The sequence below is a fragment of the Pseudoalteromonas tetraodonis genome (genome assembly GCF_002310835.1).
GTDB lineage: Bacteria > Pseudomonadota > Gammaproteobacteria > Enterobacterales > Alteromonadaceae > Pseudoalteromonas > Pseudoalteromonas tetraodonis.
The window spans coordinates 296,115-318,207 of record NZ_CP011042.1; the positions used below are offsets into that span (position 1 = coordinate 296,115).

18 protein-coding genes and 2 pseudogenes are annotated in these 22,093 nt (G+C 39.6%); 10 read left to right on the plus strand and 10 right to left on the minus strand.

Annotated elements, in window-relative coordinates; all coding sequences use genetic code 11:
• The first annotated feature begins 52 nt into the window (after positions 1-52).
• On the plus strand, positions 53-742 hold the full coding sequence (locus PTET_RS17075) for a response regulator transcription factor (protein ID WP_096039012.1): 690 nt from the start codon (positions 53-55) through the stop codon (positions 740-742).
• A 72-nt stretch (positions 743-814) separates the two neighbouring features.
• Complete coding sequence (locus PTET_RS17080; protein WP_096039013.1) at positions 815-2,017, plus strand: IS256 family transposase; 1,203 nt, start codon at positions 815-817, stop codon at positions 2,015-2,017.
• A 78-nt stretch (positions 2,018-2,095) separates the two neighbouring features.
• Here PTET_RS17080 and PTET_RS17085 read toward each other — a convergent pair whose 3' ends face one another.
• Genes PTET_RS17085 through PTET_RS17100 form a run of 4 tightly spaced genes read right to left on the minus strand, consistent with a single transcriptional unit; the run spans position 2,096 to position 5,155 of the window.
• Positions 2,096-2,869 (minus strand): CsgG/HfaB family protein, encoded by a 774-nt coding sequence (locus tag PTET_RS17085; protein WP_024602690.1) that lies wholly within the window; start codon positions 2,867-2,869, stop codon positions 2,096-2,098.
• Positions 2,869-3,291: a curli assembly protein CsgF gene (locus PTET_RS17090; RefSeq protein WP_036983769.1), complete on the minus strand. Its 423-nt coding sequence runs from the start codon at positions 3,289-3,291 to the stop codon at positions 2,869-2,871. The genes PTET_RS17085 and PTET_RS17090 overlap by 1 nt, the downstream gene beginning before the upstream one ends.
• Entirely contained in the window at positions 3,285-3,677 is a 393-nt protein-coding gene (locus PTET_RS17095; RefSeq protein WP_036983770.1) for a curli production assembly/transport protein CsgE, read from the minus strand. Before PTET_RS17095 ends, PTET_RS17090 begins: the two co-directional genes overlap by 7 nt.
• Before the next feature lie 41 nt (positions 3,678-3,718).
• Positions 3,719-5,155, minus strand: coding sequence for a curlin (locus tag PTET_RS17100; RefSeq protein WP_069439121.1), 1,437 nt, complete (start codon positions 5,153-5,155; stop codon positions 3,719-3,721).
• A gap of 570 nt (positions 5,156-5,725) precedes the next feature.
• Here PTET_RS17100 and PTET_RS17105 point away from each other — a divergent pair.
• The 3 genes and pseudogenes from PTET_RS17105 to PTET_RS19250 all read left to right on the plus strand — a co-directional run.
• Positions 5,726-8,233, plus strand: coding sequence for a S8 family serine peptidase (locus PTET_RS17105; protein WP_036983773.1), 2,508 nt, complete (start codon positions 5,726-5,728; stop codon positions 8,231-8,233).
• A 219-nt stretch (positions 8,234-8,452) separates the two neighbouring features.
• A complete protein-coding gene (locus tag PTET_RS19245) occupies positions 8,453-8,725 on the plus strand; it encodes a hypothetical protein (protein ID WP_069439123.1) in 273 nt (90 codons plus the stop codon).
• A 92-nt stretch (positions 8,726-8,817) separates the two neighbouring features.
• Positions 8,818-9,255 (plus strand): annotated as a pseudogene (locus PTET_RS19250) (glycosyl hydrolase family 18 protein); the annotation flags it as partial.
• Between the two features lie 116 nt (positions 9,256-9,371).
• Here the strand turns inward: PTET_RS19250 and PTET_RS17120 are convergent.
• Positions 9,372-9,854 carry a putative 4-hydroxy-4-methyl-2-oxoglutarate aldolase gene (locus PTET_RS17120; RefSeq protein WP_036983776.1) on the minus strand — a complete coding sequence of 161 codons (483 nt, stop codon included), beginning with the start codon at positions 9,852-9,854 and terminating at the stop codon, positions 9,372-9,374.
• 348 nt (positions 9,855-10,202) lie between these two features.
• On the opposite strand from PTET_RS17120, the gene PTET_RS17125 reads away from it, so the two are divergent.
• Positions 10,203-11,666, plus strand: coding sequence for a carbon starvation CstA family protein (locus PTET_RS17125; protein WP_013463008.1), 1,464 nt, complete (start codon positions 10,203-10,205; stop codon positions 11,664-11,666).
• Positions 11,667-11,738: 72 nt separating this feature from the next.
• Here the strand turns inward: PTET_RS17125 and PTET_RS17130 are convergent, their stop codons facing one another.
• On the minus strand, positions 11,739-12,257 hold the full coding sequence (locus PTET_RS17130; RefSeq protein ID WP_096039014.1) for a TetR/AcrR family transcriptional regulator: 519 nt from the start codon (positions 12,255-12,257) through the stop codon (positions 11,739-11,741).
• A 176-nt stretch (positions 12,258-12,433) separates the two neighbouring features.
• Between PTET_RS17130 and PTET_RS17135 the strand changes: the two are divergent.
• The 3 genes and pseudogenes from PTET_RS17135 to PTET_RS17145 all read left to right on the plus strand — a co-directional run bounded on the left by PTET_RS17135 (position 12,434) and on the right by PTET_RS17145 (position 14,280).
• Positions 12,434-13,051, plus strand: a pseudogene (locus PTET_RS17135) (glutathione S-transferase).
• Between the two features lie 14 nt (positions 13,052-13,065).
• Positions 13,066-13,758 carry a cupin domain-containing protein gene (locus tag PTET_RS17140; protein WP_096039015.1) on the plus strand — a complete coding sequence of 231 codons (693 nt, stop codon included), beginning with the start codon at positions 13,066-13,068 and terminating at the stop codon, positions 13,756-13,758.
• 120 nt (positions 13,759-13,878) lie between these two features.
• Entirely contained in the window at positions 13,879-14,280 is a 402-nt protein-coding gene (locus PTET_RS17145) for a SpoIIAA family protein (protein WP_096039016.1), read from the plus strand.
• A gap of 198 nt (positions 14,281-14,478) precedes the next feature.
• Here the strand turns inward: PTET_RS17145 and PTET_RS17150 are convergent, their stop codons facing one another.
• From PTET_RS17150 to PTET_RS17160, 3 genes are all read right to left on the minus strand, one after another.
• On the minus strand, positions 14,479-15,423 hold the full coding sequence (locus PTET_RS17150; RefSeq protein ID WP_069439127.1) for a carbohydrate kinase family protein: 945 nt from the start codon (positions 15,421-15,423) through the stop codon (positions 14,479-14,481).
• A 125-nt stretch (positions 15,424-15,548) separates the two neighbouring features.
• A complete protein-coding gene (locus PTET_RS17155; RefSeq protein ID WP_036983783.1) occupies positions 15,549-17,942 on the minus strand; it encodes a TonB-dependent siderophore receptor in 2,394 nt (797 codons plus the stop codon).
• A gap of 166 nt (positions 17,943-18,108) precedes the next feature.
• On the minus strand, positions 18,109-19,338 hold the full coding sequence (locus tag PTET_RS17160) for an MFS transporter (RefSeq protein ID WP_036983784.1): 1,230 nt from the start codon (positions 19,336-19,338) through the stop codon (positions 18,109-18,111).
• 175 nt (positions 19,339-19,513) lie between these two features.
• Between PTET_RS17160 and gtfA the strand changes: the two genes are divergently transcribed.
• Positions 19,514-20,986, plus strand: coding sequence for a sucrose phosphorylase (gene gtfA / locus PTET_RS17165; protein ID WP_076921972.1), 1,473 nt, complete (start codon positions 19,514-19,516; stop codon positions 20,984-20,986).
• Positions 20,987-21,058: 72 nt separating this feature from the next.
• Here the strand turns inward: gtfA and PTET_RS17170 are convergent, their stop codons facing one another.
• Positions 21,059-22,090 (minus strand): LacI family DNA-binding transcriptional regulator, encoded by a 1,032-nt coding sequence (locus PTET_RS17170; RefSeq protein ID WP_016900594.1) that lies wholly within the window; start codon positions 22,088-22,090, stop codon positions 21,059-21,061.
• Positions 22,091-22,093: the final 3 nt, after the last annotated feature.

A 22,093-nucleotide genomic window follows, 5' to 3' on the forward strand; every position in this document is an offset into this window, starting at 1 on the left:
GTTTAGGTAATGTGGCGATTGTTGTAAATCTAATGTTTCAAGGATTGGTTATATGTTAAAAAAAAGCTCAGCTTTTATTAAGACAACGCTTCAATCGTCTTTCCATTCTCAAAACTACACAGTTATTTTAAGAACACTTCAAGCCATTTTTGGTGATATAAAAATGGACAGTACTATCCCACATATTGATCAGCGTGGTGCTTATGACATTTTTCTAATTGATGGATCTCAAAATGATTGGCAGGACTTGATCCCAGCAGATTTAATTTGTTTGGCTAAACAGCATAAAGTTGTGCTTTTTAATGTAGAACTAGAGCAAGTATGTGAAAAAAACTTATTAATCAATCATTTTAATGGGGTATTTTATAAATCGGCAGCAGCAGAAGATATATTTAAAGGCTTAGTAAGAATTTCTACTGGTGAGCTTTGGTTTACTCGTAAAGTAATCTCTAAGGCCTTTAGTGATATTCTAAGTGTCGCCTCTTCGTTTAGCTCCTTAAGCGAAGATATCACATTAAATGAAGCTGACTATAAACATTTAACTAAACGAGAAAAGTCGGTTATTCATTTAATAGCACAAGGAGCGAGTAATAATAAAATAGCGGACAAACTAAACATTAGCGACCACACTGTTAAAACTCACCTTTATAGCGCATTTAAAAAAACTAATTCGCGTAATAGAGTTGAATTGGCCAATTGGGCGCAAAGATATATTTCAGTATTATTACCCGTTGAGAGCTAATCGTTATTTGTGTTTGGGTAGTGTTTAGAAATCTGTGTCATTTCAGTAATATTAAGAAAACAGGAGTGACACATGACTCAATCTTTCGACTTCAACAAAGCATTAGCTGAACTTCAATCTGGTAAAGGGTTAACTGGTGAAGATGGTGTTTTAACACCGCTAATTAAACAATTAACTGAAGCTGCACTCAGAGCAGAGCTAGAGCAGCATCTAGAATCTGATCTGCAACCAAACCGTAAGAACGGCACTAGCAAGAAAACCGTTAAATCATCTGTAGGTCAATTTGAACTTGAAACACCAAGAGACCGCGCTGGCTCCTTTGAACCGCAACTTGTTAAGAAAAACCAAACTAAGTTAACGCCAGAAATTGACCAAAAAGTCCTATCTATGTTTGCGTTAGGCATGAGCTATCGTGATATTCGCAGTCACATTCAAGAAATGTATGGCATTGAAGTATCAGAAGCCACAATAACCGCTGTGACTGACCAGCTAATACCAGAGCTTAAAGCGTGGCAATCTCGCAGTCTTGATGCGTTGTATCCATTTATCTGGCTTGACGCTATTCACTATAAAATCAAGGAAAATGGTCGCTACGTTAGCAAAGCGGTTTATACTGTGCTGGGTATTAATATTGAAGGCCGTAAAGAATTACTTGGCCTCTACGTATCAGAAAGCGAAGGTGCTAACTACTGGTTATCAGTGCTGACCGATTTACATAATCGTGGCGTATCCGATATTTTAATCGCCTGTGTTGATGGACTAAAAGGTTTCCCTGAAGCCATTGGCAGTATCTATCCTGAAACAGAGGTTCAACAGTGCGTTATTCATCAAATTCGTAACTCGATGAAGTACGTAGCCTCTAAGCACCAAAAAGCCTTTATGGCTGACTTAAAACCCGTTTATCGTGCAGCAACTAAAGATGCCGCAGAAGCAGCACTGGATGAGCTAGATGATAAATGGGGCAAGCTATATCCCATTGTTATCGACTCTTGGCGTCGTAAATGGACGAACCTGTCGGTTTACTTCAAGTACCCAGATTACGTGCGAAAAGCCATTTATACCACCAATGCTATCGAGGCGGTTCACCGCCAGTTTAGGAAATTGACCAAGACTAAAGGCGCATTCCCGAATGAAAATAGCTTGATGAAATTATTGTATGCAGGCATATTGAACGCCTCGAAGAAATGGACAATGCCAATCCACAGTTGGAACCTGACATTGTCGCAATTAGCCATTCACTTCGAAGGTAGGTTAGATGGCGTGATAGATATTTAGCAATTTAGGCTGACACAGAATTCTGAACGCCCTCTGTTTGGCCACATCAATGACGTTGTGGCCATCTACAAGAGTACGTTAAGTTGCCTGTTTAGCCCATAAGCCTTTATCAATACCTTTGGTGATAAGATCTGTAAGCGCTTTTTCTATTGCTTGCGTTACGCAAATGCTCATTGGTTCATTATCACTAAAGCCCGCCTCAGCTTCCGCCAGACGTTTATAGCTAACATACCTAAAAAAACCTGCTCGCATTTCTTGGCTCAATACTTTTTTGCTGGTGGCTACTGATAACAATACCTGGCCAGTTCTTACATCTACGGCACGTAAATAGATTGATATTGCATCTTCACGATATAGCTCTGATGCGCCAATACCAAAATATTCCATTCCTAAGCCACCCGTTTTTACATTAGTGTCGTAACTAATTATACCGCCTTCTAAAATGATTTTCGCAGTGGTTAACGGCGGTAGCTCGCCTTGATTAGGGTTAGTCGCTTGTGCCGCTCTAATAATTTTTCGCTCAGTCAAAATATTTTGCAAACCCTCACGTTCAACCGGCGTAAACCAGTCAGACTCATGTAATGCTTGCACTAGAATAGAGTTTGCACCTTGAGTGACTGCCGTTGAAAAAGAGCTAACATTAGTCTGTGGTTTATATTGACCGGTTTGATCGCGAAATGAATAAACCGAGACTGGAATGCTGCCCGCAGGTTTAGGTAAGCTTTTTAAATCAGAAAAAACATCTGTTGGCTCTAACGTTACCGCACTTTGTTTTGACGGAGGGATTAAATTACCCATAGTAGAGCAACCACTAAGAGAAAGAGCGATTGTTATTATTATTAATTTATACATTATCCAAACCTCGGTACTTCGATAACCACAACCGAGTCATCAATTACATTTGTTATTCTAACCGTGATAGTGTCGGTTGTACTGGTGATCACTTCTATTTGATAATCACCGCTCATAAAAATGGAGTCTTGATTAAAAATACTGTCTTCAATATTTTCCCCAAAAGCCATGTCGGTGATTTCTCTCACCATTCGATTTAAGTATGTCCGCTCTAATGAATCTTTAAACTGGTCTGCATACCCTTTTTCGACAACCGGCGCTTTATGTTTATTTTGTGCTTGTGCCTTACTAAGCAACATATTGGCATTGAGAGGGTTGCCACCAAAACTCGGGTTAATAGGGGTATAAATAATTTCAGTTGCGCAGACTGAAAAGCTTAAAGTTGTTATTATTGTTAATGCTATTTTTTTCATTGTTACCATCCATTCAATGCCATATCAGGACTCGCTGTTTGCATATTCGATCGCGCCATGGCGTCCATTACAGAGTGCACTGCTTGCTCTACTCGCTCGTCCAAAGGCTCTAACTTTCGTCCCAAATGGGTTGCATAAATAATCTTATGATTCATTATCAAAACTAATTTAGTACCAGCACGGGGTATAACTGTTTCTTTTATTTCTACATTAAAGCCAGCTGTTGAAGGCAGTTCACGCCAATAATTTGAAAATTCACTGTAAAATTGATACCCAAAGCGACTAATACTTTTGTTTAGTAATAATCCATCGATTTCTAAATCAGCACTGGCATTACTCAAAGGAGTAAAAAAAGTTAAAAGTATAAAAAGATAGATATATTGTTTATTTTCCATAGTTAAAATAAGGGAGAGGGTTACTCTCCCCATCTCATCAATTACATTTGTGTAATTGTTGCTGTATTACCATCACCAAGTTGAGTGACAGAGAATGTACTGTTAAAGCCAATTGCGCTACCTTCAACAGTGTTGTAGTTACCGGTTTGAGTAACAGAGAATGAAACGTTTTCACCGCCTAATAAAAACGGTGAATCTCCAGTTCCACCTACCCAGTTACCTTCGCCTTGCTGTGCAATATCAATAGAGTGATTACTGCCTTCTACCATTAAGTCAATAACGTTAATATCACCATTTTGAGCAATATCAATTTGGTTTGCGTTACTATCAAGGATACCCGCTAGTGTAACAATCGCCTCGTTTTGATTACCGACTTGATTAACATCAATATCGTTATCGTTTGAAGTGAGAGAAACATCAGGGTATGAAGACTGCACTAAAATTGCGTTTTCATCGCCACCTGATTGGCTAAGATCAACATCGTTACCGCTACCATTAAAGTTAGCTAAATGAACCGAGTTAAAATCACTAACCTGGGTTACTGTAAATTCATTATTTGAACCAATGACACCCATGTATGCTTCATTAGTGTTACCAACTTGCATTGCTGTAAGCTCATTGTTATCGCCCATTAGCTCAGTAGTCGCAAGGTTTTCATCACCAATTTGATTAACTGTTACTTCATTGAATGAACCGTCAAAAAGACCAGACTCAATAGCATTATTCGAACCTTCTTGGTCTAGTTTTATTTCATTATCATTACCAGCAATATCAGTGAATGTAACGATGTTACGTGAACCATCTTGGCTAACGTCAATGTCATTTTCGTTACCGCGTAATGAGCCTACTTTAAATTCATTCCAGGTGTCTGTTTGTTCAATTTCAATAATGTTTTCATCGCCTGATAAGCTAAGTACTTCAAATTCTTGCCACATACCAGACTGAGATGAAATAATTTCGTTACCATTACCTCTCATGTCCATGTTGTAAAACCAGTGACCGCCATTTCCTTGTTCAACGTCAATATTATTATCGCTACCAGTGATAATATTGATTGATTCATTGTTTTGAAATAATCCTTGGCCGAATTGAGAAACATAAACGCCGTTGTTATCACCCGTTATGCGCGTAATGAACCCATTAGCAACACCATCTTGTGCATAAGTTTGTTGGTTGTTATCACCTGTTGTTTCAACTTCGGCGTAATTACCATTTTGTAATTGAGCTATTTTAACATCGTTGTTGTTACCGATTTCAGTAGCTAGTGCAGTATTGCCATCGCCATCTTGAGAGACTAATGCCGTGTTGTCAGAAAATGATTGGTTAACTGTTACAGCATTCTCAATACTTTTTACAGATACTTTAGCTGCAAGCTCAGAAGTTGAACCCGCTTTTGTTTCTGTGTTTGCGTTTGCTGTAAAGCTGGCGCCCATTGCAATTGCAATTGCACAGCTTAAAAGTGATTTATTCAATTTCATTATTATTCTCCTTGAAAGATAAAATAAAATACCTTGATTATTTATTAAGTTTTAAAAAGGTATTTTCGTTGCAGCATGCCGTGCTGCCATAATGTGTGATTAGCTTTTTATTCTTAAACGTAAAATGCTGTTTTAAATATGAATTAGGGTTTGGTCATTAGTACTTGTTAAGGTGGTTTGCCATTCACTAATTCATAACTGCTCAGTCACTATATTCTTCAATGAGTTCATTTTGAATCATCTTTTTTAATGGTAATTTAAATTCATAAATTTCAATTACTTACTCGTTTAATTTGTGTTTTCTATCTATTTACATAAAAAAACCAGTAAAAAATAATTAGTTAATTACATGTTAAAAATAAGTTATTTAATTCATTAAAATGGCTGTTATTAGTGTTTTTTTACTGTATTTCTAGTTAAAAATAATGGTTTTGTTCCTGATTTTGTTTTTTTTACTTGAGTTAGTGACTGATTACCCGTTTTCTTAATGCTTGCCACGTGATTACTTAAATTCATAAACGTAAATATTTCGCTTAGTAAAGCTAAGTTAACTTAATTACGGATAAAACAATGAAAACAAAATTATCTATTATTACACTTGCACTTTTACCTTGTTTAGCTGCGGCTAAATTGCCTGATGTTAACAGTACAACTCAAAAAGTAACTGCGAGCAGTGACTCGATTATTGTTAAATATAAAAAGAATGCTTCGCCGGAAATGCGTAAGCAAGCTCGTTCGTTAGTAAAAGCAAAAATATCAGATCTAAATAACGATGAAGTTGATGATAACTTCACTTCGTTGTTTTCTGGTCGCCTTGCTAAATTTAAAGTATCAGGAATGAGCGCTAAAGAAGCAATTGAGCGCTTAAAATCGCATCAAGCTATTGAGTACGTTGAGCCTGATTACCGAGTGAGCATAGCAAGTGCAACGAATGATCCTCGTTTTGATGATTTATGGGGCTTAAATAATGAAGGCCAAACTGGTGGTACTGCTGATGCAGATATTGATGCGCCAGAAGCATGGTCAATTTCAACTGGTAGCCGTGATGTTGTTGTAGGTGTTATTGATACCGGTGTAGATTATAGTCACCCTGATTTAGCTGCGAACGCGTGGGTAAACAGTGGTGAAATTGCTGGTGATGGTATCGATAATGACGGTAACGGTTATATTGATGACGTTCACGGTATTAATGCAATTACTGATGTTGGTGACCCGATGGATGACCAAGGCCATGGTACACACGTATCAGGTACAATTGGTGCCAGTGGTAACAATGGTGTCGGTGTTGTTGGTGTAAATCATGATGTTTCTATTGTTGGTTGTAAGTTTTTAGCCGCAGATGGTACAGGTTCTACCTCTGGTGCTATTAAGTGTATCGATTACATGGTTGGCCTTAAAAATGCGGGTGTTAATCTGCGTGTGTTAAATAATAGCTGGGGCGGCGGTGGTTTTAGCCAAGCGTTAGCTGATGCGATTACGGCTAGTGAGCAAGCTGATATTTTATTTGTTGCTGCTGCGGGTAACGATGCGGTTGATAACGATCAAAATCCACATTACCCATCTAACTATGAAAACGACAACGTATTATCGATAGCAAGTACTGATAGCAGAGATAATATGTCTAGTTTTTCTCAATGGGGCCTAACAAGTGTTGATATGGGCGCACCTGGCTCAGGTATTTTGTCGACCGTTCCTGGTAATAGCTATGCTACTTATTCAGGTACATCTATGGCAACACCGCATGTAGCTGGTGCTGCTGCACTTGTACTTTCAGTTAATCCTGATTTAACAACACTAGAGCTTAAAGAATTACTTATGTCTAGTGGTGATGCTAATGCAGCATTAAATGGTAAAACGGTTGCAGGTACACGCCTAAATGTTAATCAAGCGCTAATAGATGCTGATCCAACTCCAGGCTTTAAATTATCTGTATCGCCGGTTTCTCAGCAAGCGACTGTAGGTGATACGGTTACTTATACCTTTACGATTGGTTCAATTTCACAATGGGATGGTGACGTTTCACTGGCTTTAGCTTCAGATCTTTCAGGTGCATCACTAAGCGCAACTACTGCTCGTCCGGGCGATGAAGTTGTTCTAACAGTTGCAACTAACAGCGATACTCAGTGGGGAAATTACGACTTTACTGTAACTGCGACATCAGACGAGCAAGTTAAAGAACAAACTGTTAGCTTAATGCTTCAACCTGCTGGTTTAAATGACTTTACTTACAGCAGTGATGAAAACATCGCTATTCCGGATAATTCTCCAGAGGGCGCAAGCTCGGTTATTACGGTTGCTGATGATTTAACTATTTTTGGCACCACTGCTGATGTAGATATTACGCATACTTGGTCTGGTGACTTAGTACTTACGCTTATTTCAGCGCAAGGTACAGAAGTAACTTTACAAAGCAATGAAGGTGGCAGTGCAGACGATATTGTTAAGTCATTTACATCAAGCGTATTTAATTCTGAAGTGGCAACTGGAGATTGGACACTTCATGTTGAAGATACAGCTGGTGCAGATACGGGTAATATCAATGGTTGGTCACTTACATTTAGCGCTATCGGTGAGGTAAGCCCACAACCACCACAAGCTGGCTTTAGTGTTTCAGCACAAGGTTTAACTGCTACATTTGTAGATACAAGTCGTGATGTAAATGATGACATTTCACAGTGGAGCTGGAACTTTGGTGATGGTTCAACATCAACAAACCCAAATCCTACACATGTTTATGCTCAGTCAGGAAGTTATGAGGTTGAATTAACCGTAACGGATAGTGAAAATAACTCAGATACATTCACTCAAACAGTGGTTGTTAGTGATGTTGAAATTGAATTGAGCTTAAAACGCGCTAACAAGTCACGTCTTGATACTATGCGTGTTGAGTTAAACTGGGCAGAAGTAGGGGCTGAGTCACTTAGCTTATACCGAAATGGCGAACTAGTAGATACCGTATCGGATAATGGCCGTTACCGTGATTACGTACGTAAAGCAACATTACCGGCATACGACTACCAGTTATGTATATCTGAAAACGTATGTTCGAATATTATTACGGTTTCATTTTCTGAATAAAACGTTTACCCCTTAGACATCCAAAGCCCAGCAATGCTGGGCTTTTTTATGGAATATCCCTTCTTAACTTTATAGTTATAAATAATTAGTTGATTTTATAATGTAACTATTTTGTATGTGTTTTTGTGCATTGTTTTCTTGGTATTTACGATATCCATGTTAAGTTTGTACCTGAAAGGTAAAAAATAATGAGTATAAACATTGTTAATGGAGGAGCCAATGAGCTCACGTAAAATAATAACAAATGCCTTTAATCTAAGTGCTTTATTGTTAAGTTTTCTTAGTTTAAATGTACACGCGTCTATTGATTGCAGTGCGTTAGAACAGTGGCAAACAGGCCAGACACACGTTGCTGGAGATCAAGTGCAAGTGCAAGCGTATGAAGCTAGCTGGTGGACACAAGCCAATCCAGTGGAGAATGCTGGTGATTATAAAGATTGGAAAATTCTGGGTGCATTTGACAACGCTGTCATTAAAATGAAATTCCCTTAATTATCGAGTTAATGCCAGCAGACGGTTTTCAACTAACCGATAAAGACAGCGTTGTCGTATCGACGCAAGCAATTGATAACGATGGAGAGGTAACCACCGTTGAGTTTATTGAAAAATATGAATTTGACGGCGTTGATATTGATTACGAATACCGATCTTCAATGAACGACTCAGGTCACCCCGATGATTTTCCTATTTCCAACGCGCGCCGTGCAGAATTGAATGCCTCATACCAAGTGCTAATGATAAAAGTACGTGAAGAGCTATATCGTGCAGGTGAAGCCGCAGGTAAGCACTATTTACTCACTTTTGCGTCTCCATCTTCTGGTTATTTATTACGAGGTATGGAAACCTTTCAAGCGGTTAAATATCTGGATTATGTAAACATTATGTCTTACGACTTACATGGCGCATGGAACTCACATGTAGGGGACAATGCTGCCTTATTTGACACCGGTTTAGACTCATAATTAACACAATGGAACGTATACGGCACTAAAGAGTTTGAAGGGATTGGTTATTTAAATACCACGAGCCAGGCGTAACCGATGTATGGTTAGCACTTTAATGTAAAACCTTAATGTTAGATTTTATATAAAGCAGCTTTCGAGCTGCTTTTTTTATCGCGAACAGTCACTTTTATTGTTCAAAACAAGGCTTTATTACTAATAATTAATCCATTGACATCAGCATACACCCAATCACCGGTATTAATTGTGGTGTTTAACATATTAACCGGGTGATCTTTGGCACCTAAACCGCGCTTAGTGGTGCAGCGCGGCGTAGCGCCTAGTGCCATCACGGGTAAATCAAGCGTGGCAAGAATTTCAATATCGCGGCAGCAACCATTAATAATAATGCCTTGCCAGCCATTTTTTAGGGCTCGCTCTGCAATCATATCGCCAATGAAGGCAAAACGTTTACTAGCAAAGCCATTCACAACCAACACTTTGCCTTCACCATTTTCATGTAATATATTGCCAGCAAATGAGTTATCGTCTGGGCAGGTGACAGTCACTACTTGACCATAAAAGAGAGTTTTATTACCAAAGTGTTGCAAGCCACTGTCAGCGACTTGCACATGGTCGCGATGTTCATCGTATAAATCGGGCGTAGTAAACTGTGTCATTGAGGGCATCCTTGTTTTTTGTAAAGCCACGTAGGCCAACGGCAGTACATTTAAAGTAGTAATAATGTTTATCGTAGGCTAATTAATCATTCAGGTGTAGCTATTGTTGCAAATTGGCGTATAGATTTTAGTCGCAATATAAGTACTTTTAACGTTTTTTAACGCTTTTTTATAAGTAACTTATGCTGTTACTTAGTTTTATTTTTTGAATAAATTTGATTTTGCCAGAGCATTAGCCAAACGTCTCATTGTTGCGTGCTTTTTCAAATGCTACGTTCAATTGTTATTTTAAAATTTGGGCTGTAATAATTGGCCCTATACACACATACAAAAAGAGAAGCGTGCTTTATGATCATCTTTTTTATTTGCCTAACTATTTTAATTTTAGGCTATAAGTTTTATAGCCCGTTTGTTGAAAAGCAAGCGGGCATGGATTCAACGGTCGACACACCACAAAAACGCTTTAGCGAAGGTGTTGATTACGTTGCAATTCACCCTGTTCGTGCATTTTTGATTCAATTTTTAAATATAGCAGGCGTAGGCCCCATATTTGGCCCAATATTGGGTGCATTATATGGTCCGGTTGCGCTTGTATGGATTGTGCTTGGTAATGTTTTGGGTGGCGCTGTACACGACTTCTTCTCAGGAGTAATGAGTATAAAAGAAGACGGTAAAAGCTTACCGGAAATAGCTGGGCACTACTACAACGTTGTATTTAAAGGCTTTATGCTTATTTTTACTGCGATGCTACTATTTTTTGTTGGTGTTGTATTTATTATGAGCCCGGCAGGATTATTAAGTAACCTTGATATATTTAAGGATACAATATTTGCAAATAATACCTTTTGGGTTTTGGCCATTTTAGCTTACTACTTTTTAGCCACGTTATTACCCATTGATAAAATCATCACTAAGTTTTACCCTATTTTTGGTTTGTTAATGATCGTAATGACAGTAGCTATTGCGGTATCACTGCTAATAAACGCACCACATTTACCAGTAGCGGGCGACTTTTTAGCATACTTTGAGGCTGATCACGCTCATGACTTCTTAGCACCAAATCCTGATGGACTGCCCACTTGGCCGCTGCTATTTATAACCATTACCTGTGGTGCTATTAGTGGTTTTCACTCAACGCAAGCCCCTATTATTGCCCGTTGTTTAACCAACGAAAAATACGTACGCCCAGTTTATTATGGTGCGATGATGTGTGAAGGCATTGTAGGTTGTGTTTGGGCATTAGCGGGTATTGCTGCATTCCCTGAAGGCTATGCGGGTTTAAAAGCTATGCTTGATCTTGGTGGCCCAGGTTTGGTGGTTAACCATATTGCAAACAGCTACTTAGGTGTATTTGGCGGTATTATGGCAATTATTGCTGTTGCTGTTTTCCCTATTACCTCAGGCGATACGGCGTTTCGTTCACTGCGCTTGACTGTGGTTGATGCGTTTAGTATTCCGCAAAGTTTACGTAATCGTTTATTGCTAGCAATCCCTATTTTAACCATTGCCTACTTTATGACTAAGCTCGATTTCTCTGTGATTTGGCGCTACTTCGCATTCTCAAATATGCTGCTTTCTACCAGTGTGTTGTGGCTTGCGACCAAGTACTTATTTGACCGTGGTACATTCCACTGGATCACTAGTATACCAGCAGTAATCGCTACAGCAGTGACCTTGTCATACATAATGACCGCGGCAATAGGGTTAAACTTATCAAGTGATTTAGGTAAACCGATTGGTGCAGCGGTGGCTGTTATAGGGTTTATTGTATTAGCTGTTGTGCATTCAAAGCATAAAGTGCGTACGGCTTAATAAATCGTAATCTTAAAAATGTAAAAGCGAGCCTTATTAAGGCTCGCTTTTTTTATACTTGATCGCCAATCGCTAAAAAGTGGCTTGTTCGAAGTAGCTGATATCATCTAGGGTTTTACTAATCATCATCGCACCCTCTAATAAGCTCACTGTTTGTATTGCCGCGCGAGCAGGGTTTTCTTCACCATTCGCAGCGTGTGCTTGGGTTAACCAGGCTAAATTTTTATTAAAAAACCGCTGAACTTCAACCCGCACTTTATCAGGTAGGCTGTCGCTTTCTGCGCCGAGCAAGCCACATAAACACATTTTTTTATCAATCACGAGTGCATTTCTAAATAACTGAGTGTAAATATCAATAGGGTTTTTACCGTTTGCTTTGTGTGTCTGCGGTTCACCAAGTACAGCCATAAAGGCATCGGTATATTGATGCGCAAGCTCTGCACCTAAATCAGCTTTAGTTGGAAAGTGATAATGCACACTGGCACTTTTAATACCAACTTCACTGGCCAACTCTCTAAAGCTAAAATTGCTATAGCCACCAAGTCTAACTTTATTTTCTGCTGCTTTTAACAGGGCCGCTTTTTTTGTCATTTTAAACTTCCTTCATATCGCTGCAAAAATTATCAACCAGTAGGTAGTTATTTTCAAGCTCTTTTATTTTTAGTTTGCAAAGGTCGAGATCTTAATATAAATTACCTATCAGAAGGTAGGTAATTTATTCTTGCCAGTATTAGTTCAAACTGTGGTAAAAATATAAAGAGATAATTATGGAAATTTATGACGTAGAAAACTTTCCTAATCCATTACATGTACGTATTGCGCTTGCTGAAAAAAGGCGACTGATAAAGTAGAGTTTGTTGCTGTCGATTTATTAAATGGTGAGCACCGTACTGAGGCTTTTTTAACTAAAAACCCTTAGCAGGCGTACCTGTTTTAGAGCTAGATGATGGAACGTTCATAACAGAAAGCACCGCGATTACTGAATATATTGATACCGCTTTTGCAGGCCCTTCATTAACCGGTGTTGAGGCAAAAGAACGCGTGGTGATTAATATGATGCAAAAGCGTGCGGAGTCTATGGTGCTTGATGCTGTAGCCAGTTACTTTCATCATGCAACGGATGGTTTAGGCCCAGCGCTTGAAACCTATCAAAATGTTGCTTGTGGAGAAAAGCAAGGTGAAAAAGCGCGCCAAGGCTTTGTTTATTTTAATACAGTGTTAGCCAACTCTGCTTATGTTGCCGGTGAGAATTTTAGTGTTGCAGATATTACTTTGTACGCCGGTCTGGTGTTTGCAGGCTTTGCAAAAATAGCTATTCCAAGGAGCTATCACATTTAATAGCATGGCAAGAAAAGGTCGCTCAACGTCCAAGCATTGCTGTTTAGATATGGAGTCAAATATGAAAATTGCAGCTGATTTTAGCGAACGTGTTGTTGTACATAGCGAATCGTTAGAATGGATAGCCTCACCGATGGCGGGTGTTGATAGGCGTCCACTTGATAGAGTGGGCGATGAGGTTGCACGCGCAACCAGCATTGTACGTTATGCGCCAAACAGCCATTTTTCTGCTCATACACATACCGGCGGTGAAGAATTTATTGTGCTTGAAGGTGTTTTTCAAGATGAACATGGTGATTTCCCCAAGGGTTCTTATATTCGTAATCCGCCTGAGTCAAAACATACACCAAGCTCTGAAAACGGGTGCGTTATATTTGTAAAATTATGGCAGTTTCAGCCAGAGGATAGAGAGCATGTTCGCTTGCAAACTAATACCATGTGCAGCGTTCCTCACCCTGAGTTTAGTAATGTAAATGTAGTTTCTCTTTATAAAGATGCCATTGAAGAGGTGAGTATTTTAGCATTTGCACCTAACAGTGAAATATCGTTAAACGCCTTGGGGGGGGGCGAGCTTTTAGTTCTTGAAGGCTCGCTTGAAGAGCAGGGCGATACATTAGTAAAGCACAGCTGGTTAAGAGTGCCGCCTAACAGCGAAATTAAAGCAACAGCAGGCAGTGAAGGAGCCAGAGTGTGGCTTAAAATCGGTCATTTAACAGATGTTGAAAACCAAATAGCACGGCTTAAAAATGCATAATTAAGCATTTAATTAAAATGGGCACAATAAAAGTGATGTGCCTGTTTTTTGATCTACTTCACTATTGGTTACTAAGCTATCACCTATACTTGATGCTCATATTATTGCGGAGTTCGGGTTATGGTAAATTTAACACACGGCTTATCTATTGGTATTGAGCGCTCTGGTTGCGAGTTTTTTTTAACCTTAAAAGCCATAGGCACACTCACTCATAAAGATTATGAAGTGATCACGCCGATGATAGACTCTGCGCTTGGCGAAGTTAAACATCCTATTGTTAATGTACTCATAGATGGTACTGAGCTTGATGGCTGGGAACTTAGAGCCGCATGGGATGATTTAAAACTTGGCTTAAAACACAGCAAAGAGTTTAAAAAAATAGCCATATACGGCAACAAAGACTGGCAATCAACCATCGCTAAATTAGGCAGTTGGTTTGTATCAGGTGAAATTCAATATTTTGAGAACGCCACTGCGGCTTTAGAATGGTTAAAAAGTAATGATGAAGAAGCGGATGCTTAAATAAAGGCCATAATCGGCCTTTATTTTTAAAGTATTTATACCAATTCGCTTAATTAAGTGATCTATTTTGAGGCAGGAAAAACGTGTTGATAGCTAGGCAAAAAGTTTGCTATTTAGTTGTTCAAAATGAGAATTTTTTAACGCAGATAGCGACACGTTTAGCCCCATAAAATGATTAAGTATTATTGCGGATTGGTATTATACCTCTTGAAGTGTAGGTAATGCGGGAAATGCCCCCTTGGCTAAGCAGGCTTTAGAGCCACAGCGCAAACCAAAATTTAAAGCGTGCTTTACTAGATGCTCATTATTAATTTTTTCGATGAGCGGGCTATTTTCATCGGTGTGATTTAAATAATATAACACGCCTGCAATAAACGCATCACCGGCACTGGTAGTATCCACAGCATTAATGATTGGCGCCGATTCGTTTAATATAAACGCCTTATGGTAAACCGTTGCCGGTGCAGGGCCATCGGTTAAAAATACCAATTTAACACCTATATTTAAAATAGATTGTAAGTAATCATCAGGTGCATGCTGTGTTTGCTCAGCTAAAAAGTTCAGCTCATCACGCGATAGCTTAACAATATCGCAATAGGCATAACACGCGTGTACATTGTGTTCAATGTCATTGCTATTTTGCCACAAGCTATAGCGTAAATTTACATCAAAGCTAACGAGTTTATGGTTGTTTTTAGCCAGCTTTAAAGCACACACGGTGGTGTTTGCAATGGCTGGATTGGTTAACGTGTTGGAACAAAAGTGTAGGGTACTCAATTCATCCCATTTGATATGGTTTAAGTGATCACTCGTTAACAGTAAATCGGCGGTATTGTGGCGATAAAAATTAAAGCTGCGTTCACCGGTTTCATCTAAACTCACAATAACTACGGCCGTTTGAGAGTCTTTAATCGTAAATAAGTACTCTGTACTTACTTTATATTGCTCAAGCGATTTACTTAATTGTTTAGCAAAGTAGTCATCACCCATACCGCCACAAAAAGCAGCCTTGCCGCCTAACTTTGCATAACCTACCGCTACATTGGCAGGGGCACCTCCTGCAATGGGCAAATAAGCACTGTTTTGAGAATCTTGTGGCAGCATATCAATAAGTAGCTCGCCGAGGCTAAGTAATTTGGTCATAGTGTAAATCCTAAAAAACCCAGCAGAGCTAGGTCAAAATTCAAGGGAGAATTATTAAAACTAATTAAAGTTAGTGTAACAATCGCTGAAAAACATAGCTTCAGCGTTTGTTACACTAAAGATGATTAGTTAAACGCGTATTTAAGCGTTATTGATGTTGTGCGGCCATTAATAGTACGGGCGCGAATAATGTTATTATCTGGAATTGAGCCTTCTTCAGCTTCTGTAATACCTACCGTATCGAATAAGTTATTTACATTAAGTGCAATATTAAGGTTTTCAGATAAATCGTAACTTACAAAGCCATTTACTTGAGTGTAACCGTCAAATTTAAGGTCGTTATTGTCTTGAGCGTAAGCATCAGTAGTACCAATAAAGTTGACACCGGCAGCACCTTTATCAAAGCTATAACGAGCCATTAAAGAGTAGATTAAATCAGCTTGGCGGCGTGGCGTATTACCTACCACTTCAGGGGTAAGTGCATCCTTAGCAATTTCTGCATCAGTCCATGTTAAGTTACCACGAAAATCCCATGCATCGATGAAGTAAGTTGATTCAATTTCAATCCCTTTTGCTTCGTACTCACGGTCAAAAAAGGTTTGCGATGTTGCTTCAAAGTTTTGCTCTTCTGTTTCTGCATAAAACGCTGTTGCAAAAACTGAGAGTGAATCAAAACGTTTTTTAACCCCAAATTCATACTGGTTTACTTCATCAACGGCATCTTCATCAGCAACCGAACCGTCAGCGCGTACTTTACCAAATAAAAGTCGGTCAGCATTTGCACGGCCACCTTTACTCAATCGTGCAAATGTCGCAAGGCTTGAGTCTATTTGGTAGTTAGCCCCAATTGAATAGGATGCATAATCCCAATCGTAATTTACTGGGCTAGCATTTGCGGTATCAATGCCTGCTACATTTTGTTCAGGAACTGAAATCACTCCATCGCGATTCATATCGACCGTTGAGGTAACGGCACCTGCGTAGTTGCCGCGTGCTTCACCACTATCGTAACGAGCACTGGCGTCAATACTTACATCCCCCACTTTTGTTGAAAATGAAACATACGGGGCGCGGGTATCGTATTCTGTATCGTAATCACGCTGACAACAGTTACCCCAAAAAGGCGTTCCGTATGCATATAAACCATTTTCAGAAAACTCTGTACCATCAGCAGCTGTTACATTTAGTAGCGCCGCATTATCGCCTTTAAGCTCCATTAGGTAAGAGTTCCATAACCATGACATAGCAATATTTTGCGTTGAAGCGTAGTAACCAAACGTAACGCTTGTATCATCGTTTAGTGATTTAGTTAGTTTGAAGTCGTTCACAATAGAGTCAAAGTCGTTCATTGTGACGTCAAATGTATGAATACGCATGGCTAAATCGTCATTAAATGCAGCCCCGGTATTTGCATTACTAAGCGTTGCACCTGCGCCGCCAATACTTTGTGCAATAGCAGTCGCGCTGCCTACTTCAGCAGGAATAAGTGAATTAAAGTTACCGCTCACAGAGGATTTACGAAAACGGTTTTCAATACGCCAATCGTTATCTAAGTCAAACACGGCTTCAAAACCCACTGAGTCAACTTGCGGGTTCATACCATCGCGAATATCGCCGCTACTAATTTGATTTTCGCCATTTAAACGCACTGTTTTAGTAAATAATGCCGAATGCGGGGTATCCGATTGTGCGTCAAACCCTGGGATTGAGTCACCATTTGCATACATTGGCATTGGTAAGTAACCCACGCTTTTGTCATCTAAATGTTTGTAATAAAGACGCACGTAACCGTTTTCAAAGTCTTTTGTAAGGTTGGCTTTAATTTGCCCACCTTTATTTGATGTGTAACCTGTTTCACGCGGGCCTTCACCTTGGCGCACAAAACCACCTACATGAAAACGTACGCTATCACTAAGGTAAGTGCCGTATTCAAAGTCTGTACGAATAGTGTCGTAATCAAGGCCCAGTGTTGTAGAAATACTGCCTGATTCGTTTTCACCATTTTTAGAAATAAAGTTAATTATGCCGCCCGGTGCATTACTTGCTGCAGTCGAGGCCGAACCACCACGAATTGATTCGATAGTTTGTACGGTATTATCTAGGCGCATAAATATATCAGCGTTACCAAAAGCAATATCACCGTATTGCATAACGGGTAAACCGTCTTCTTGTAATTGTAAAAACTTAGCACCACCAGAGGCCACAGGTAAGCCGCGTACAGCAATGTTTGCGTTACCTTCACCGCCGGTTGATTCTGAGCGTACGCCCGGAATAATTCTAAACGCTTCAGCAGTTGAACGGGGTGTAGATACTTCAACTTGAGCAAGCGATAGGCTGCTCACTGATGAGCTTGATGCCATAATGGTTGTACGACGTGGTACACCGGTTACAACGATAGTCTCAAGACCTTTGTTAGCTTGCGCTTGTGTGTTTTGCTCTTCTTGTTGTGCATAAACGCCTTGGCTTACAGCCAGCGCTAAAGCACTCATTAAATATAAAGGTGTGTTGTGTGTTGTCATGTGAACGCCTCGTTTTGTGAGCCCGAAGGGGTTGTTATTTTTACTTAATCGATTAAGTAAAAATAACAAATCTTTTACAATAAGCAAATTATTTTATTCTTTATTTGCTGTTTTTTTACTCATCTATTGATTTATATAGTGTTTTTTTAGCACTCAATTTGTTGATTTACTCAGTTATTAGGTTGCTCTCTTGTAAAGCGCTGGCTGATGGGTCACGGAAATAGTTAAAAAGCATCGCTAAAAATAAAATAATGGCAAAGCCGGTTGCAAGATAAAAACCATAACGTACATGACCAAAGTAATCGCTGATCATACCCATAAATAAAGGTGCTAATGCGGCTGAAAGTGCAGTGAAAAATAATATAACCCCAGCAACTGCGCCATGTTGTTGTACCGGGAAGCACGATATTCCTTTGGAGTTTAAGGTCGGGTAAACCATCGACATAAATAACCCTGAAAGCGGCAATAAACCAACAGCCCAATCAACGCCACCGACTAAAGTACCCACATAACATAGTGCAATACCTAAACTTAAGTAAGCCATAACACCTTGCCAGCTATAGCGGTTTAATAACCACACCGCAATAAAACGCCCTGCGGCACGCAGTATAAAAAATATGGTGAGTGCATAGGTTGCCAAAAGGGGCCAAGAGCCCGTGTAGTCTTTTAACAGCGTCGGCATCCATACATAAATGGCAACCTCGGTTGCAACATAAAGCGCAATGGCGAGCGAAAAGCCAAGCGCGTAGGGGTTTTTTATCATTTTCATGGTGGTAGCAAGTGAAGCGGGCTTTTCAGTGCTTTTAACAACGCTCGGATACTCTGCACGCCACGCTAAAAACGCTAAAATTAAGCACATAATACCGGCAATAATATATAAATAAGTCCAACTTACATTTTGTACCAGTAATACACCAACAAGTGCAGGCCCAACAATGGCACCAATACCAAAAAAGCCTTCTACTTTGTTCATGGTTTTAGTGTGCTCTGCGTTGCTATGAGAAATATCACCTAATAACGCTAAAGCGCCGGTTTTAAATAAGCCAATAGCTAAGCCAATACAGCAAAGCAAAAAAATAAAAAATATAAAGCTGCTACTAATGGCGAATAAAAAGCAACTCGCAGAAAATAGTAATAACCCAAGCATAATCGTTTTTTTACGCCCGAGGCTATCGGCTAAAAAGCCTAAAAATAATCCGCTAAAGGCAATGAGTGCCATAGGCGCATAGTGAAATGCGCTGGCTTGGGTCATGCTTAAACCAAATTCAGTTATGAGCTCGGGAATGATCATGCCAACGGCATCGGAGGTCATGGCAAACATAAAAAACATCATATATGTGAGCCAGCGAATTTGTTGCAACGGATCGCTGCTTACGTGTGTGTGTGATTTTGTCATGTGCTTTTCCTCGTTAAATGCGTTCTTAACACCCAGTAAGTCAGTCAGTTACTGATTATAGTATTAATGTCGCCACGATATTTGTATGTAAAATTTATAAAAATAACTTGTAAATTCGTACGTGCTAGTTAAAGATATATCTTAATCGATTAAGTTTCAACATGGTAATCACACAATGATGAAGAATAAAGTTCAATTGATCACATACGCTGATCGAATTACTGGCCAAGATATAAATGCACTTACCACTCTTTTACATGGCCCATTAGAGGGCGTTTTTGGTGGTGTGCACTTATTGCCATTTTATAACCCAATTGATGGCAGCGATGCAGGCTTTGACCCGATTGATCATAGTGAAGTTGATTCTCGAATCGGTACTTGGGACGACATAAAGGCACTCGGTAAAGACCATGATTTAATGGCTGATCTCATAGTGAACCATGTGTCGGCGCAATCTTTTCAGTTTCAAGATGTACTGGCTAAAGGTAAAGCGTCAGAATTTTGGGATTTATTTTTAACCAAAGAGGACGTGTTCCCCAATGGCATGAGCGAGGCTGAGCAGCAAGCTATTTACCGTCCACGCCCAGGCAGTTGTTTTACGCCAATGAAATGCGGTGATGGTCAAACGTATGATTTTTGGACCACTTTTACCGATAATCAAATTGATATAAACGTAAAAGTAGAGGCAGGAATTGCGTATTTAAATAATGTACTTACTAAGTTCTCTGCTAACAACGTTAATATTATTCGTTTAGATGCAGCGGGTTATGCCATTAAGCAGGCGGGTACTAATTGTTTTATGCTAGATGAAACGTTTGGCTACTTAGATAACTTATCAAAGCAAGCCAACGATTTAGGCATGGAAACCATTGCAGAAATTCATAGCCATTATCAAACACAAGTAGATGTAGCTAAGCGCGTTAATATGGTTTATGACTTTGCGTTGCCACCACTTATTCTACATAGCTTGTTTAATAACAATGCGGATGCATTACTCAAATGGCTAAAAATATCGCCGCGTAATTGTTTAACGGTACTAGACACCCATGATGGCATAGGCATAATTGATGCAGGCCCAATGGGCGAAAAACCAGGCTTATTAAATGCAGAACAAATTGATAACCTAGTAGAAACCATGCATGCAAATAGTAACAATCAAAGCCGCCAAGCAACAGGCGCGGCTGCCAGTAATGTCGACTTATATCAAGTAAACTGTACTTATTACAATGCATTAGGCGCTAATGATTTTGACTATTTGCTGTCGCGAGCAATTCAATTTTTTGCGCCAGGTGTACCGCAAGTTTATTACGGCGGCTTATTTGCCTGTGAAAACGATATGGAACTGTTAGCAAAAACCAATGTTGGCCGTGATATAAATCGCCCATATTTGAACGCGGCTAAAATAGAGCAAGCCCTTAATAAACCGGTAGTAAAAGGGCTCATAGAGCTAATTAAAATGCGTAATGAACATCCCGCATTTGCAGGTGAATTTTCGGCTCAAGGCGGCGCAAGTGTTTGCTGTTTAATGTGGAAGCTTGAACAACAATCAATTTCTTTGAGGATTGACTTTGCAAGCCGTACTGCACTTATTACGCAGCTTAATGGCACTCAAGAAAGCACTCTAAACTTACAAAGTTTATTGGCTTAATAGCTTTATTTGTTGAAAACCAAAAGCCAAGCAGTTTCTGCTTGGCTTTTTTATTTGCTTTATTAACAGTGCTTAGCTACTTGCACCAATATCGAGTGCGTAACCTACTTCATATTGTTTTTCTTCTTTAGAAATAAATAAGTTAGCAGCCATAACGCCCTTTTCTTGGCTATTTTGATGAATTGTAGTGAGGCGAGGTACAAAACGAGCGGCTTCTTCTATGCCATCAAACCCCACAATACGCAGCTCACTGCCTATTTTTATCCCTTGTTTTATGGCTTCTCGCATGGTGGCAAGGGCAATTAAATCGCTCATGCATATAATCACGTTAGGGCGAGGAGAGGCTGTTAATACCTCTTTTGCGGCAATATTTGCAAAGCGCTCACTGCTTTCAGGAATATTCCAAATGCGGTCATCGGCAACCGTTATATTGGCCTCACTTAAGGCGCGTTGATAGCCACGCAAACGTTGATGCGAAATAGATTGGCCAGTTTCAAATTCGTGATGTTCGTATACCCGGCACAATACATTTTCATCAAGTAATCTTAAACCTAATATAGCCACTTTATCATCTTGATTATGCAAAACATGTTTGGCTATTTCATAACTGGCTTGCTCGTTATTAACATTAATTGAGGCGTTACGGGCAATGTCAAAATCAACCGTCACCACATGTTTAGAGACTGTTTTTAGTTGCTCTACTAGTGCTTTATTGCGCGGGCGACCATAACAAATAAAACCATCGACAAAATCAACAACGCTGTTGAGGTTGTCACTGTTGCCTGAAAACAATAAAACATTAATATTATTTTTTTCAAGTACCGAGGTTACTCCCCGCATAAAACTGCTCGCAACAGGGTCTGATACCATGTATTCCACGCTATCAGGAAGGACTAATGCAACAATATTAAACGTGCCACTTCGCAAAGATTGCGCCGCTTTATTAGGGCCATAATACCCCAGCTCTTTGCACGCTTTAAGTATGGCTTCGCGGCGTTTAGCAGAGAGTTGATCCGGGCGATTAAATGCATTTGATACCGTAGCATTAGACACACCTAATTCTTTGGCAATACTCTTTAATGTCCAGCGGGTGGGTTTACTCATCGG

Coding starts and splice junctions, on each gene's coding strand:
- PTET_RS17120 (WP_036983776.1), bottom strand. CDS start 9,854: ATGACACAGTTTACTACGCCCGATTTATACGATGAACATCGCGACCAT.
- PTET_RS17090 (WP_036983769.1), bottom strand. CDS start 3,291: ATGGTAACAATGAAAAAAATAGCATTAACAATAATAACAACTTTAAGC.
- PTET_RS17130 (WP_096039014.1), bottom strand. CDS start 12,257: ATGACAAAAAAAGCGGCCCTGTTAAAAGCAGCAGAAAATAAAGTTAGA.
- PTET_RS17160 (WP_036983784.1), bottom strand. CDS start 19,338: ATGACAAAATCACACACACACGTAAGCAGCGATCCGTTGCAACAAATT.
- PTET_RS17145 (WP_096039016.1), top strand. CDS start 13,879: ATGGTAAATTTAACACACGGCTTATCTATTGGTATTGAGCGCTCTGGT.
- PTET_RS17100 (WP_069439121.1), bottom strand. CDS start 5,155: ATGAAATTGAATAAATCACTTTTAAGCTGTGCAATTGCAATTGCAATG.
- PTET_RS17150 (WP_069439127.1), bottom strand. CDS start 15,423: ATGACCAAATTACTTAGCCTCGGCGAGCTACTTATTGATATGCTGCCA.
- PTET_RS19245 (WP_069439123.1), top strand. CDS start 8,453: ATGAGCTCACGTAAAATAATAACAAATGCCTTTAATCTAAGTGCTTTA.
- PTET_RS17125 (WP_013463008.1), top strand. CDS start 10,203: ATGATCATCTTTTTTATTTGCCTAACTATTTTAATTTTAGGCTATAAG.
- PTET_RS17075 (WP_096039012.1), top strand. CDS start 53: ATGTTAAAAAAAAGCTCAGCTTTTATTAAGACAACGCTTCAATCGTCT.
- PTET_RS17170 (WP_016900594.1), bottom strand. CDS start 22,090: ATGAGTAAACCCACCCGCTGGACATTAAAGAGTATTGCCAAAGAATTA.
- PTET_RS17095 (WP_036983770.1), bottom strand. CDS start 3,677: ATGGAAAATAAACAATATATCTATCTTTTTATACTTTTAACTTTTTTT.
- PTET_RS17140 (WP_096039015.1), top strand. CDS start 13,066: ATGAAAATTGCAGCTGATTTTAGCGAACGTGTTGTTGTACATAGCGAA.
- PTET_RS17105 (WP_036983773.1), top strand. CDS start 5,726: ATGAAAACAAAATTATCTATTATTACACTTGCACTTTTACCTTGTTTA.
- PTET_RS17155 (WP_036983783.1), bottom strand. CDS start 17,942: ATGACAACACACAACACACCTTTATATTTAATGAGTGCTTTAGCGCTG.
- PTET_RS17080 (WP_096039013.1), top strand. CDS start 815: ATGACTCAATCTTTCGACTTCAACAAAGCATTAGCTGAACTTCAATCT.
- gtfA (WP_076921972.1), top strand. CDS start 19,514: ATGATGAAGAATAAAGTTCAATTGATCACATACGCTGATCGAATTACT.
- PTET_RS17085 (WP_024602690.1), bottom strand. CDS start 2,869: ATGTATAAATTAATAATAATAACAATCGCTCTTTCTCTTAGTGGTTGC.